Source organism: bacterium (assembly GCA_021372535.1).
Classification (GTDB): Bacteria; Latescibacterota; Latescibacteria; order Latescibacterales; family Latescibacteraceae; genus JAFGMP01.
In genome coordinates this window covers 1-13,723 of record JAJFUH010000075.1, presented here as the reverse complement: position 1 = coordinate 13,723, position 13,723 = coordinate 1, and the positions used below count along the sequence as shown (strand labels likewise).

The window sequence follows — 13,723 nt, the reverse complement described above, 5'->3', positions numbered from 1 at the left end:
AATACATAACTATTATAATTCGGAGAGTTTCAATGAAGTATGCATCCCTGATGTCCATAATTCTTATGCTTTGTGTCCATGCCGTCTCCGGTGGAACGCTTGTCATGATAACCTCGGATTACCAGACAGGGAATACGGCCGTTTTTTCGACTGAAACCGGAATTCTTTCCGATAATGTTCTCCCGGTTTTTCAGGATTCACGTGTCAAGACGGATGGCACGTATCTCTATATCCTTGAGGGCTTTGGAGCTGATGCAGTAAGCAAGTACAACCCGGCTTCCATTTCCGGTAATGACAGGATTTACCAGTACAGCGTGGGCGCGAAATCGAATCCGCGCGACATAGTATTTTTCGAATCGAAAGCGTATCTGCTCCTCTATGGCACTGACAGGATATTGGTTGTCGATCCAGCCGCAAAAACAGAAGCATCGTTCAAAAAGGGGGAAATCGATATTTCTCCGTGGGCGGACGCGGACGGTTCACCTGAGGCATGTATGGGATTTGTCTATAAGGGCAGGGTCTATGTCGTTCTCCAGCGGTACGATATGAGCCAGTATGCAGCCGGAACCGCGGTTCTTCTCGCGATCGATCCGGCGACTGATTCCATAGTCGATATGGATACGGCCGCCGAAGGCGTTCAGGGAATTGAGCTTGCAATAAAAAATCCGCAGTCGTGCTCGCTCACGGGCGACACACTCTATCTTGCCGGGACGACATATGGTATTTCCGACGAGGGAGTATGGAAGCTCGACCTTGCCAATCCCTCCGCTACGCAGCAGAAGCTCGTCAGCGAAGCCGATGCCGGGGGGAGTATATCCGGTGTGGCGACTTTTTCCGCCGGGTACGGGCTTGTGCTACTGTTCGATGAAAGCTGGAATACTGTGGCACGTGAATTCAATTATAATGACGGAACGCTCGGCGAGAAACTGCCGGTTCCCGGCGCAGGCGGCGGAGTGGTCATGTCGGGCGGGCTTCTCTATGTCGGGTCGACCGATTCCGAAAAGCCCGGCCTGTATGTCCTGAGCCCGTTCACCGATGAAAACCCGCCGAGACTGGATTATTATCCTACAGAGCTTCCGCCCTACTCGATGGTATACACAGGCAAAGAGACGCCCACTGATGTGGCAGGCGCAGATTCCACTCCCGAAACCTTTACAGTCGGCGCGGCGTATCCGAATCCCTTCAACCCGCAGACATCGGTGTCCTTTACCCTTGCCGAGCCGGGCGTGATCCGCATCGATGTGTTCAACAGTGCGGGGCAGCGGGTGGATACGCTCACCGATACGTTCATGGGCGCGGGGACTTATATGGTAGGCTGGAATGCGGTTTCCCTGTCGTCCGGGATGTATTATATTCGGGTAACTGACGGCAATTTTGCCCGAACGGTAAAAGCCACGCTCATTAAATAAGCTCATAAAACCGTCCAGTCTGAAAAAATGGATGAATGGTTTTATAGAGGGGACTGGTGTGAGAAGGATTTGGGTACTATGTTTCCTGATACTGCTCCTGGCCGGTGCAGCCGGTATCCGTTATTACCGGCCGGGAAGAGTATCTCCGCCCGATGGCGCCGAAGGAGAGGGACTCCGTTCGTGTTCGCGTATCATTTCCCTTTCGCCCGGGATTACGGAAACCCTCTTTGCGCTCGGTCTCGGAGACAAGGTTGTTGGTGTGACGCGGTTTTGCAATTATCCGCCCGAAGCCCGTAAAAAACCGCGTATTGGCGGGTATATCGACCCGAATTACGAGGCGATCGCCGCGCTCAGACCGGATATCGTTTTTCTGCTCACAGTCCACGAGGAAGCGGTAAACTATCTCCGCGACATGGGAATACACTATGTAACCGTCCGCAATGAAAAAACAGCGGATATTCTGGATGCGATTATGACGATCGGAAAAACATGCGGGATGGAGGACAAGGCCCGGGAGATTGTCTCGGACATCAACGGCAGAATCGGTGTGATAAAGAAAAAGACGGATGGGTTACAGAGGCCGAGAGTCCTGATATCGGTCGGCCGGACGGTTGGTTCGGGTTCACTGAGCGAGGTATTCGTCGCCGGGCACAATACGTTTTACGATGAGCTGATAACATACGCCGGCGGCATCAACGCCTACGAGGGGCATGATGTTGCCTATCCCTCTCTGTCCGGCGAGGGAATACTGATGCTCGATCCTGACATTATCGTAGACCTTCTCCCCGGTTTCGGTACGATGGATATTAATGAGGCTGCCGCGATAAAAGACTGGGAAGGTGTTCCCGGGCTCGAAGCGGTAAAAAACCACCGTATCAGTGTGATAGATTCCGATTACACCGTGATACCGGGGCCGCGTTTTATCATGCTGCTTGAGGATCTGGCCCGCATCATCCATAAGGAAGCGCCATGGGAAACCCGGTGAAAAATCCCCTCATAACGATTGAAAATTATACGTTTTCCATCGGTGCGTTGCGGATTCTGGATTCCGTCTCCTTTTCCGTTTACGAGGATGAATATCTGTCGGTCATCGGCCCGAACGGAGCGGGAAAAACAACGCTCCTCAAGTGCCTGATGCGAATCTATACCGGCGGTACCGGGACGATTACCCTCCGGGGGAAGTCCCTCGAACGCTACAGCCAGAGGGAACTCGCCCGGGTCATGAGTTATGTTCCGCAGGGTAACGGAAGCGGTCTGTCCTTTACTGTCGAGGAGTTTGTGCTCATGGGGCGGTATCCTCATCTCAGCCCGTTTACCTCCTTTTCCGGCAAGGACAGGGAAGCAGTGCGGAACGCGCTTGTTCTGACCGGTACTGCGAATCTTGCCGGGCGCGGTCTCAACACCCTGAGCGGCGGAGAGCGGCAGACCGTCTATATCGCCGCTGCTCTTGCGCAGAGCACCCGGATTCTTCTCCTCGACGAGCCGACGACTTTTCTGGACCCGAAACACGAAACCGATATTTATACGATTCTCGATACCATAAAACGTGAATTCGGAACCACCATCATCACTGTCACCCATGATATCAATAACGCAGCGCTCAGAAGCGACAGAATCGTTATCGTCAAAAACGGGACGGTGGTTTTTTGCGGGAAAGCCGAGGAAATCATGACCAACGAGATTCTTGAACATATCTACGAACGGCCGTTCACGTTTGTCTGTCATCCGGTCACCGGGCAGCGGATTGTTGTTCCCGAGGTGCAGAAGCCATGAAAAAAATCACCGTTCTGTTTCTGCTTTTCGCCTGCGCGGTTGCCTTGACTGCGCTCGCTCCGTTTATCGGCATGAAAAATCTTTCGCCTGTGGCTGTTTTGACTCATGGGGGCGGTGATATATATACCGATATATTCTGGAAGATCAGGGTGCCCCGGGTACTGACCGCTTTTTGTGCGGGGGCTGCGCTTGCACTGAGCGGCATGGCTTTTCAGGCGCTGTTCCGTAATCCCCTTGCGACACCCTTCACGCTCGGTGTGTCGAGCGGCGCGGCTTTTGGCGCTTCGGTGTATGTGATAGCGGGGATACCGTTCTCACTGGCCGGGATTTCAGGGCAGTCGATTTATTCCTTCCTCGGCGCGCTCGTATCGATTTTCATCGTGTACGGACTGACACAGGCGCGCAGAGGCTTTTCAACATCGACGATGCTTCTTGCCGGAGTCGCCGTGAGTTTCTTTTTTTCGAGCCTTATCATGTTTGCCCAGTATATGAGTGATTTTGCCGGTTCGTACCGGATAATCCGCTGGCTTATGGGCGGATTCGAGATCGTCGGATACAGTGCCGCAATGAACATCGGACCGTTCCTCCTCACCGGAAGCATGTTCGTTTTCATGCTGACGAAGGAATTGAATCTGATAACAACGGGTGACGATATGGCGAAAAGCCGCGGCGTTGATGTGAAAAGAGTCAAAACCGCCCTCTTTTTCGCTACATCGCTCATGGTCGGCGGCGTGGTTTCGGTGTGCGGCCCGATAGGTTTCGTGGGGATGATGACTCCCCATATCTGCCGTATATTCATCGGCCCCGATCACCGGTACCTGGCTCCGGCCACTTTCATGTTCGGCGGGATGCTCCTTGCGGTCTGCGATACCATTGCGCGAACCATTATCGCTCCGGCTGAAATCCCGGTCGGGGTTATAACCGCCCTCCTCGGCGGGCCTTTTTTCCTCTGGCTGCTCCTCGGGGGTTCCTCCGAGCACAGTTTTGTCAGCCGAACCTGACCGATGTCATCGATGGCCGAACGTTCATAATCCGATCTGTTTATAAAATTGTAATTGATGGCTGTTTTTCGCTGAGTTGTTTTTTTTATGGATATGTGTCAATGTTAATTAACTACTAAATATAGTATAAATAATCGATTATGTCTTTTCGTGTCTTTGTGTCTTTGTGGTGAAATATTTGTATAGAAACTCTGACTGATGTTATTGTATGGAGATAATAGTCTATGAAAGGATACATTCAGGTATATACCGGCGACGGCAAGGGGAAAACCACAGCAGCGCTCGGGCTTGCCCTCAGGGCGGCCGGTGCAGGGTTGAAGGTGTTCGTCGCACAGTTCGGGAAGGGCAGGGAATGCGGTGAAAACCGGGCGCTTGACCGCTTGGGCGACTCAGTTGCAGTCCGCCGGTATGGCAGCGGTCGTTTCATTACCGAAGCGCCGGGAAGCGAAGATATACATCGCGCCGCCGAAGGGCTCGGGGAAGCTCGGGATATTCTTGTGTCAGGCGATTACGATCTGGTGATTCTGGACGAGGCGAATGTTGCTGTTCATCTCGGGCTGTTTTCCGCGGACGATCTCCTCGATGTCATGAATGCGAAACCCGGCCAAGTGGAGCTGGTTATTACCGGAAGGGACGCCGACCCACGGGTGATCGAGAGGGCAGACCTCGTCACCGAGATGCGCATGGTAAAACACTATTACAGCCGGGGCGTAAAGGCTCGTAGGGGAATCGAGTTATAGCCGTTTTCAAATGGTTCCCCTTCGAAAGCAGGATGTCACGGCAGGAAAAAACCACTGATATCACGTTGAGTGACGTTCATGAAACGTTCAGCGGTTACTTTTCCCATCCGAGCGCTTCGAGCTGGTCGACGAGGAATCTGCGCATGGCGACCACCGTGGCGCCGGCGCGCATGATTGCGACACCATCCTCGATAGAAGCTACCCCGCCCGATGCCTTGATACCCATTTTGCCGCCGACAGTCTCCCGTATCAGGCCGATGTCGTGCAAGGTGACCCGTCCCGGGCCGAATCCCGTGCACGTTTTGATGAAATCTGCGCCCGAATCCAGAACAAGCTTTGAAGCGGTAACCTTTTCCTTCTCGGTCAAAGCGCCGATTTCGATGATCACTTTAAAGGGCACACCGAATGGCCTGGCCACTTTCATGACCTCTGCGATATCCTGCGATACCCGGCCATATTCGCCCTGTTTGAAGGCGGATATATTCATGACCATGTCGAGATCGGTTGCGCCGCGTTTCAGGCCTTCCTCTGCCTCGAAGCATTTTGTTCGCGTTGTCGTTCCTCCGCAGGGAAATCCTACGGGAATCTGTGCCCGGACACCCGATCCGTTTAAACTGTCGACCAGAATCCCGAGATACTGGGGAAAAGCCACGACAGCCCGGAACCGGTAACGTTTTGCCGCATCGCAGGCGGCTCGGGCTTCGGTTTCCCCGGCGGTTATGGTGAGCGCATCGGAATAATCGATTACCGAAACGAGCTTCCGGATTTCCTCGTCTGTAATTCCGAACATAATTAATTTCTCCACAATGTTGCATTTCATCCGCTGAGCAAGGTTTTTTTGCCCAGGAGAAGCAGTAAAGACGGTTATATAGTCATGATTATGGGATGAAACTCATATCGGGGGTCAGAGCCTCCGCGAAAAATGCCATGAGTTTCACCGTGTTTTCAACATCCCCCGGATCGAGAGTCTCAACCGGCGTATGCATGTAACGCAGCGGCACGGAGACGAGCCCGGCTGCGACACCGGCTCTTGTCAGCTGTATGGCATTGGCGTCGGTGCCTGTCGCCCGTGAGATACCCTCTATCTGGTACGGAATTTTCTTCTTTTTCGCCGTTTCGACGAGCAGGTCGAAGACCCGGGGATTGATATTGGGGCCGCGGGCGATGACGGGGCCTCCGCCAAGCTTGATATCGCCGACATGCTTCGGATCGACTCCCGGCTGGTCGGTCGCGAATGTCACATCAGTGGCGATGCCGATCTGGGGATCGACACCGTATGCACTCGTATGGGCGCCTCTGAGACCGATTTCTTCCTGCACGGTCGATACGCTGTGCACTGCGGCTTTAAGCGTTTTCGACTCCGACAACACCCGGAGAATCTCGGCGACGATAAACGAGCCGATACGGTTATCGAAGGCCCGGGCAACGGCGAGTCCCGTTTTCAATTCGAGGTAATCATCGAGATAGGTGACAGGATCGCCGATGGAAACGAGCCCTGCTGCCGCTTTTTTGTTTTTTGCGCCGATGTCAATCCAGAGATCGTTGATTTCGGACGCTTTTTTACGGTCGTCCGGTTTCATGAGATGAATGGGTGATTTACCGATGACGCCGGGAACGGGGCCTTTCGAGGTGTGTATCATCACGCGGCGTCCCGGGATAATGGATTCATCGAAACCGCCGATAGGTCCGAAATAGAGGAAACCTTTATCGTCGATGTACCGGATAAGGAATCCGATTTCGTCGCAGTGACCGGCAAACATGACTCGCGGGGTACCTTTCGGATTGAGCACCCCGATCGTGTTGCCATGGCTGTCGGTGCGGACATCGGCGAACAGCTTTGTATAGTCGCGCCAGAGCTGCTGGACAGGCTGTTCATAGCCGGAAGGACTCGGGCTTGACAGGATATGTTTTAGAAAATCGAGCGATTTCTTTCTCACGGGAGTACCTTTCTGTAAAAATGATTGCATTTTTCAGGAATATAACGGCAAGTATACTAAACAATGATGGGGACTGTCAACGGATTTCGGGGAATACGCCTCTCATAGTGCTTTATCGGGGCTGATTCAAAACTTGAAATGGAACGCGGTCTTTCTCTCTGTCCGATTGACCGTTATGTATCAAAAACTGCGGTTTCTTGGATTATGCAAATTATTCCTGTTTAAAAAGAACCGGGTAATCCCGAAAAAATGTTGTCTTTATTCCTGTTTTACATTATTTATATGGAACAGAGTATAATGGCGGGGTAAAAATAAGGGAGGCATTATGGCTGTTGTGACTATCTCCAGGCTTCTCGGTTCCGGCGGTGACGAAATTGCACAAAAAGTGGCCGAAGGATTAAAATATAACCTTGTGGACTCCGGTCTTATACTCAGAGTCGCCGAGCGGGCCGGTGTCAGCATCGAGGAAGTGGAGAATTTTGACGAAAAGTACCATTCACGGGCTGTTGAGTGGCTCAAGAATTTTATTGCGCCCCGTATCGGAAAAATCATGACCGAAGACAAAGAGCATCTCAACCCTGAAAAATATATCGAGTTCTGCAGTGATGTTGTGAGCGGTCTTGCCGAAGAGGGGAAAATGGTTATCGTAGGCCGCGGCGGGCAGTACATACTGAAAGACTTCGACAGGGCTTTTCATGTCCGCGTATTTGCGGACGATGAATTTCGTATCGGGCGTATCAGCGGTCTTTATGGCATTTCTTCCGATGATGCCCGTGAAATGATGAAAAAGTCCGACCGTATGCGCGCTTACTTCATCGAGCGGTATTTTCATGGCGACTGGTACGATTCGAAAGCATATCATATGACTATCGATTCTTCTAAGCTCGGTATCGACGCGGCTGCGTACATCATTATTGAAGCCACCCGTCAGTTCAGCAGAACATATGACTTTATCCCCGGAGTCAGAGAACGCCGCGGCCCCGACCGTCGCCTGAAAGGACGGAGAAAAGGTGAGCGCCGTGATCCGACGAATATCTGGACACTCCGTGACATGGAGAATGCCGTTTTCCACGAAGGCCGTCCCATAAGGTCATACAATAAACCGGACCGTCGCATGGAAGACCGCCGTAAAGGCCCCCGCCGTTGAAGATTCCGGCCTGTCACCGTATGGTCGAGGTGACGGGTATGTAGTGGTTATTTACCGGATCGGTTTTACATTTCCGGCGAATGTACACGAACCGGTTATCCTGTTACTCTGTAAGGTACCGAATCAGGCGGCATTTATTCTTCTATCCGTTCCTTTCCGATATAATTGATCCGGCGGAATATTTTTTTAAACTTCCTGTATCGTAAACAGATGAGAAGCGTTAGAATACTGTTATTTTCATACAGAAAAATGATCCGGTGATGCATGTCCGATACATAATATAAGGAATTGTATTGTATGTACTTTGCCCTCAGGATATGTAAAAAGTTCGTACTATCGCTCGCAGTTGTGCTGGCGATTCCGTATTGTTCAGCCGCTCAGTCACGGTATATGGGCGAGGCGATCTTCGAAGGCGCCATGGATCAGTATATACAGGGAAATTACGAGAACGCGGCGCAAGGCTTTAGAAAGTTTCTCGATATCGCTCCGAACGATTTCAACGGGCACTATCTGCTTGGCCATTGTCTCAGGTATCTCGGCGACAGCGACGGCGCACTGGCAAGTTATGAGCGCGCCCTTGCCATTAAGCCCGATGATGTGGATGCCCTTATTTATGCGGGGAAACTTCTCCAGGAGAAAAAGGACTACACCGGCGCCTCCGAAAACTACGAACGGGCGCTCAGGGTGTTACCGCAGGATGGCGAATCGCTTGTACTGCTGGGTTCCGTACGATATGACCTTGGCGATTATGATGGCGCTGCAGGGTATTGCAGACGCGCCCTTGCCGTCGATCCCGCTCGGAGCGATGCCTGCCGGATCATGGGAATGGCTCTCAGGGAAAATGGCGACCGTAAAGCGGCAATGGAACAATTCAAGAAGGCTCTCGATATTGACTCCGTGGATATCGAAACCCACCGTGAGATCGCCTGTACACTCTCGATGGACGGCGACATTGATGGTGCGATTGCAGAGCTATCCAAAACGCTCGGAATCGATCCGGACAACGCATCGGTTCAGTGCGACCTCGGATCGGAGCTTATGAAACGTGGTGACCGGGAACAGGCGCTGGAGCATTTCAGAAAAGCACTCGAAATTAATCCCCGGTGCGTTCGCGCCGCTGAAGCACTCAAGACAGCATCGCATCGATAGATTCTTAACGGGATTTGGGTCTGGTATGTGTTTACCGTATGAATTCTGTCTTTTTAACGATATGATTACATATTTCCCGATAATCTGACCCGCTTATACCGAACGTAACAGGGAGATGACAGTGAATCTTGGAATCAAAGGGAAAACCGCTATCGTATGCGGAGCATCACAGGGACTCGGCAGAGCATGCGCCGAGGCGTTTGCGGGCGAAGGTGTGCGCATGGTGCTCTGCTCACGGAATTTCGACCGGATATTCGATACGGCGCGCTCGATTTCGGAAACCTTCGGGACGGATGTAGTCCCGGTTGCCTGTGACATAAGCCTTGCCGATTCACCGGAAAAACTGGTCAGGGAAGCCACAACAAAATTCGGAGGCGTCGACATCCTCATCAACAACGCCGGCGGACCTCCTCCGGGAATGTTCGACGAGCTTGACGATGCGGCATGGGAGGCGGCGTTTCATCTTACGCTCATGAGTGCGGTTCGTATGATACGGGCTGTGCTCCCTGTCATGATCCCGAAAGGATGGGGAAGGATTATCAATCTCGCTTCGAGCGCGGTCAAGGAACCGATAGCGGGGCTTTTGCTCTCGAACGCTCTGAGGAGCGCAGTCGTGGGGATGGCGAAAACGCTCTCACGCGAGGTCGCCGACAAGGGGATTCTCATCAACACCATCGCGACGGGCAGCTTCAACACCGAGCGTATACAGTCCATCCTCGACAACCGCGCGAAAAAGCAGGGTATTACTCTCGAAGAAGCACGAATTCAGCATGAGTCGGCAATTCCCATGAAACGTCTCGGAAGACCGGAGGAGCTTGCCGCGCTCGTCGTCTTTCTCGCCAGCGAGAGGGCATCCTACATGACCGGTACGACCATCTCCGTGGACGGCGGCGCTTTTGGCGGGCTCATGTGAGAAACAGGTATTGGTGTCAATTCCACTGTTATCGACAGTTCTTTTACCCTCTGTCCCTTTGCCTCTTTATCCCTTTCTCTCGTCTCATCCACGAAACAGCACCGATCCCTCGGTATAGAATGTCCCGGCGATACAGGCTGTCATGAGGCATGCGAGCGTTGCGGCTATAAGAGCTTTTATCCCGACACGGCTCAGGGCATTGGTTGTTCTGGGAGCGATTGCCGATATGCCCCCGATAAAGATGGCAACCGATGCGATATGGGCAAATCCGCAGAGAGCATAGGAGCAGATAACCGCCGATCGCGTCTCGCTGAGAAGTCCCCCTGCCATGACCTTTGCGAGGTCCTGGTATGCAGTCAGCTCGGTGACGATGGTACGTTCGCCGATAATCCGGGCAATCACCCCCGCGTCCGCCCGCGGTATGCCGAGCATGAGGGTGACAGGATAGAAGGCATATCCCAGAAGCCCCTTGATCGACCAGTCAATGCCGATTCCGGACAGAGCATTGATTTTATCGCCGATACCAATGAACACAAGATCGGCAAGAGCAACGAGCCCGAGCACCGCGATCAGGAGGGCGACAATTCCCACGATGAGCCTGACACCCGAGTTTGCTCCGCTGATGATCGCTTCAAAAACATTACTCTCGCGACGGTAATCGATTTCCACATGTGTACCGAGAGTTTTTGGTGTTTCCGTTTCCGGCATGATGAGCTTTGACATGATGAGCGCCGCAGGGGCGGACAGAAACGATGCAGAGATAAGATGCGCCGCAATCGTGGGAAACTGTTCTCTGAGGCTGTAAACATACACCGCAAGCACATTCGATGCGACTGTGGCCATACCCGCGGTGAGTATGGTGGTCAGCTCCGAGCGGGTCATGGTTTCAAGATGAGGTTTGATGGTGAGGGTCGACTCGACCCCGACAAATATATTCGATGCGGTGCAGAGTGATTCTGCCCCCGATACCCTCATGAGAACGGTAAAGAGTCGGGCGAAAAACTGTATGATCTTCTGCATGATTCCGAAATAATACAGTATAGACATCACCGCGGAAAAAAAGATGATAGTCGGAAGTCCCTGGAACGCAAGTATGAATCCGGGCGAGCCCTCTTTACCCGGCGATAAGGCAAGAGGTCCGAAAACGAACTCTGCCCCGGCCATTGCCGATCCCATGACCTTCACCACAAGCGCGTTAAGCCAGAGAAAGAGCTTTATTCCCGGGGGAAATATGAAGATGACGAAGGCAAATACGAACTGGATGGAGACGCCCCAAATGATGAGCCGCCAGTTCACGATCCTCCGGTCGGAAGAGAACAGCCATGCAATGATCATCAGGACGAATATGCCGCCGAATGATATGAAATTGTATGGTGACATGAAATACTCCTATGGAATATTCTATAATGGTATATCAATCCTGTTTCGTTTCCATGGCAATTTCAGCCTTTTGCGAACCGCTTCGCTTTCGAGTTCTCTGATGGCGTCACGGGCTATCCATCGTGCGCTCTTCGAATCGATCTCGCATATCCTGTATGCGGTTTCGAGGGCTTTTTTGTTGAGGTGACTGTTCCGTTTGCCGATCTGGCGGAGCGCCCAGTTAACCGCTTTTTTGACAAAGTTTCGCTCGTCCGTGGCCTCCCGTGCGATAATAGGGAAAAAATGTTCGAACTGACTGTCGCTGGCTTTTTTGTCGCCTACCGCGAGAATTGCCATGAGTGCAAACCCTGCCCGTTTCACGAATTCTTCATTCCGCGAACTCCATTCAACCGCTTTATCCCATGCGAACGGTGTTTTTTTGAAGAGATTCAGGATACACTGGTCGCACACTTCCCATGAGGAGAAGTCCCGCACCCATGTTTCCGCCTGCGCTTCGGTGACCTCCCTGTAGTTATCGATCATGGCTGCGAGAATACGGGATTCACGGCTTCCATGCTCCCACAGCCGGAGAGCGAGCCCGTGGTCGGGTTTTCCCGCCTCTTTCGCCAGAGACCTGAGGGTCGGAATCGGGATTCCGTAGATTTTTTCCTCGGTGATGCCGTACGCGGCTATGCCCTTGACCGCTTCGGGTTTTTCGAGGGCCTCGAAACGGGAAATAATATCGTTGAATTCCATGGGCTCATCCCTGATAAATCCGGGTACATCCGGATGTGCGTTTGCTAAAACTGCTGCGTTGATAAGTCTGTTCACTAAAAATCCATAAAAAAAGTGTAAATCTATCCAACTACATAATAAACGTTCGGGCGGTTTCAATCGTCAGATATACATATACGAATCGGACATATGATGATGGATTGCTGTTTTTTAATATTCCACTTCGCTGCCGTTCGCTTTTATTTTCTGTGTTATTTTATTTTAAAAACATTGACTTTGAGTGGGCTATATTTTATGTTTTTATGTAAATGGTTTTTAAAAAAAGAACTGGCGGGTATCATGAAAAAATATAGCACAAAGTGTATTCCTGCGATAGTTTTTGTTTTTATGCTGACAGTGTTTTTTCAGCCGGCCGCTCCTCTCAATGCTCAGGCTGCCGCCAACACTAAGGAAAACAGGGACTATAAATATGCCGCGGGTCTGTATGCCGAAGGCATGTATGATATGGCGATAAAGGAACTCGAACGGTTCACTGACACCTACCCCGATTCGAAGCTTGTCGTGAATGCCCGCTTTCTCATAGCAGGGTCTTATTTTTACAAGAAAGATTATACAAAAACACTCCAGTTGACTACCCGTATCCAGAAGGAAAATCCCTCGACTGATATTATGGACAAGGTGCTGTTTCTTCAGGGACGGGTTTATTTCCAGATGAAACAGTACGAGAAGGTCACCTCGACTCTTGAACGTCTCCTGAAACAGTATCCGTCGAGTGTCAACGTCGCCGAAGCGATGTACAATGTCGGCGATGCCTATTACAATATGAAAAACTACAGCAAGGCCGCCGAAACGTACCTTGCGCTGGCAACAAAATTTCCCAAGAGCGATGTGGCGGACTGGGCGTGGTACAGTCTCGGTGTAACTTACCAGAATCTCGGTGACTATAAAAGCGCTGTCGATGCATTCGGCAAGGTTTTCAAGCTGTATCCTGAGAGCACGCTCAAGAATATCTGCCGGTTCAAGATGGGCGAATCCTATTTCAAGATCGGCGATTACGACAATGCCATCACGATGATGAACGATGTTATCAACGTGGTGAACGACCGCAAGATGGTCGTGAAGGGTTATTATCTCCTCGGCGAGGCCAACTTTCAGCTTCAGCGGTATGCGCTTGCCCGTAAAAACTACCAGATAGTCTACGAGGAATTTCCCGATGAGAGCATCGCTTCCGATGCAATGGAGGCTGTCGGATGGACCTTCTATCAGGAAAAGCGTTACGACAAGGCAGCGGAGGTCTTTCTCAAGGTCATCAAAACGTACCCGAATGCCGAAAATATCGATTCGGCGTGGTTCAGGCTTGCTCTCACGAGAAAACTTGCCGGAGACAGTCCCGGCGCAGTTGAAGCGTACACAACACTCGCGGATAAATACCCCGAGAGCCGTTATGCAGACAAGGCGCTCTATGAGACGGGCATGATTGCCTATGATGGCAGCAAGTTCAAGGAAGCGGCCGAATCGTTTCAGCGTCTTATCACCAGATACCCTCAGAGCGACATCAAA

General features: G+C 51.7%; 13 protein-coding genes. 9 read left to right on the top strand and 4 right to left on the bottom strand.

The features are described from left to right. Positions 1 to 32: 32 nt before the first annotated feature. The 5 genes from LLG96_07630 to cobO all read left to right on the top strand — a co-directional run bounded on the left by LLG96_07630 (position 33) and on the right by cobO (position 4,923). Complete coding sequence (locus LLG96_07630; protein MCE5250076.1) at positions 33 to 1,409, top strand: T9SS type A sorting domain-containing protein; 1,377 nt, start codon at positions 33 to 35, stop codon at positions 1,407 to 1,409. A gap of 58 nt (positions 1,410 to 1,467) precedes the next feature. Then, positions 1,468 to 2,394, top strand: coding sequence for a helical backbone metal receptor (locus tag LLG96_07625; protein MCE5250075.1), 927 nt, complete (start codon positions 1,468 to 1,470; stop codon positions 2,392 to 2,394). Continuing rightward, positions 2,379 to 3,182 (top strand): ABC transporter ATP-binding protein, encoded by an 804-nt coding sequence (locus LLG96_07620; GenBank protein MCE5250074.1) that lies wholly within the window; start codon positions 2,379 to 2,381, stop codon positions 3,180 to 3,182. The genes LLG96_07625 and LLG96_07620 overlap by 16 nt, the downstream gene beginning before the upstream one ends. Continuing rightward, positions 3,179 to 4,183, top strand: a complete 1,005-nt coding sequence (locus LLG96_07615; GenBank protein MCE5250073.1) for an iron ABC transporter permease — start codon at positions 3,179 to 3,181, stop codon at positions 4,181 to 4,183. The genes LLG96_07620 and LLG96_07615 overlap by 4 nt, the downstream gene beginning before the upstream one ends. Positions 4,184 to 4,407: 224 nt before the next feature. Then, on the top strand, positions 4,408 to 4,923 hold the full coding sequence (gene cobO, locus LLG96_07610; protein MCE5250072.1) for a cob(I)yrinic acid a,c-diamide adenosyltransferase: 516 nt from the start codon (positions 4,408 to 4,410) through the stop codon (positions 4,921 to 4,923). A 94-nt stretch (positions 4,924 to 5,017) separates the two neighbouring features. Here the strand turns inward: cobO and deoC are convergent, their stop codons facing one another. Next, positions 5,018 to 5,713 carry a deoxyribose-phosphate aldolase gene (gene deoC / locus LLG96_07605; protein ID MCE5250071.1) on the bottom strand — a complete coding sequence of 232 codons (696 nt, stop codon included), beginning with the start codon at positions 5,711 to 5,713 and terminating at the stop codon, positions 5,018 to 5,020. 88 nt (positions 5,714 to 5,801) lie between these two features. Continuing rightward, positions 5,802 to 6,860 (bottom strand): M42 family metallopeptidase, encoded by a 1,059-nt coding sequence (locus tag LLG96_07600; protein ID MCE5250070.1) that lies wholly within the window; start codon positions 6,858 to 6,860, stop codon positions 5,802 to 5,804. A gap of 325 nt (positions 6,861 to 7,185) precedes the next feature. Between LLG96_07600 and LLG96_07595 the strand changes: the two genes are divergently transcribed. The 3 genes from LLG96_07595 to LLG96_07585 all read left to right on the top strand — a co-directional run bounded on the left by LLG96_07595 (position 7,186) and on the right by LLG96_07585 (position 10,069). Further along, positions 7,186 to 8,007 carry a cytidylate kinase-like family protein gene (locus tag LLG96_07595; GenBank protein MCE5250069.1) on the top strand — a complete coding sequence of 274 codons (822 nt, stop codon included), beginning with the start codon at positions 7,186 to 7,188 and terminating at the stop codon, positions 8,005 to 8,007. Positions 8,008 to 8,304: 297 nt separating this feature from the next. Continuing rightward, positions 8,305 to 9,156 (top strand): tetratricopeptide repeat protein, encoded by an 852-nt coding sequence (locus tag LLG96_07590; protein ID MCE5250068.1) that lies wholly within the window; start codon positions 8,305 to 8,307, stop codon positions 9,154 to 9,156. Positions 9,157 to 9,277: 121 nt separating this feature from the next. Next, on the top strand, positions 9,278 to 10,069 hold the full coding sequence (locus tag LLG96_07585) for an SDR family oxidoreductase (GenBank protein MCE5250067.1): 792 nt from the start codon (positions 9,278 to 9,280) through the stop codon (positions 10,067 to 10,069). Positions 10,070 to 10,153: 84 nt separating this feature from the next. Here LLG96_07585 and LLG96_07580 read toward each other — a convergent pair whose 3' ends face one another. Both LLG96_07580 and LLG96_07575 read right to left on the bottom strand, forming a co-directional pair. After that, positions 10,154 to 11,449, bottom strand: a complete 1,296-nt coding sequence (locus tag LLG96_07580; GenBank protein MCE5250066.1) for a nucleoside transporter — start codon at positions 11,447 to 11,449, stop codon at positions 10,154 to 10,156. 21 nt (positions 11,450 to 11,470) lie between these two features. Further along, positions 11,471 to 12,184 carry a DNA alkylation repair protein gene (locus LLG96_07575; GenBank protein ID MCE5250065.1) on the bottom strand — a complete coding sequence of 238 codons (714 nt, stop codon included), beginning with the start codon at positions 12,182 to 12,184 and terminating at the stop codon, positions 11,471 to 11,473. Positions 12,185 to 12,502: 318 nt separating this feature from the next. On the opposite strand from LLG96_07575, the gene LLG96_07570 reads away from it, so the two are divergent. Next, positions 12,503 to 13,723, top strand: a 1,221-nt coding sequence (locus tag LLG96_07570) for a tetratricopeptide repeat protein (protein ID MCE5250064.1), incomplete at its 3' end; no start/stop codon positions are given.

Coding starts and splice junctions, on each gene's coding strand:
- LLG96_07630 (MCE5250076.1), top strand. CDS start 33: ATGAAGTATGCATCCCTGATGTCCATAATTCTTATGCTTTGTGTCCAT.
- LLG96_07620 (MCE5250074.1), top strand. CDS start 2,379: ATGGGAAACCCGGTGAAAAATCCCCTCATAACGATTGAAAATTATACG.
- LLG96_07615 (MCE5250073.1), top strand. CDS start 3,179: ATGAAAAAAATCACCGTTCTGTTTCTGCTTTTCGCCTGCGCGGTTGCC.
- cobO (MCE5250072.1), top strand. CDS start 4,408: ATGAAAGGATACATTCAGGTATATACCGGCGACGGCAAGGGGAAAACC.
- deoC (MCE5250071.1), bottom strand. CDS start 5,713: ATGTTCGGAATTACAGACGAGGAAATCCGGAAGCTCGTTTCGGTAATC.
- LLG96_07595 (MCE5250069.1), top strand. CDS start 7,186: ATGGCTGTTGTGACTATCTCCAGGCTTCTCGGTTCCGGCGGTGACGAA.
- LLG96_07590 (MCE5250068.1), top strand. CDS start 8,305: ATGTACTTTGCCCTCAGGATATGTAAAAAGTTCGTACTATCGCTCGCA.
- LLG96_07580 (MCE5250066.1), bottom strand. CDS start 11,449: ATGTCACCATACAATTTCATATCATTCGGCGGCATATTCGTCCTGATG.
- LLG96_07575 (MCE5250065.1), bottom strand. CDS start 12,184: ATGGAATTCAACGATATTATTTCCCGTTTCGAGGCCCTCGAAAAACCC.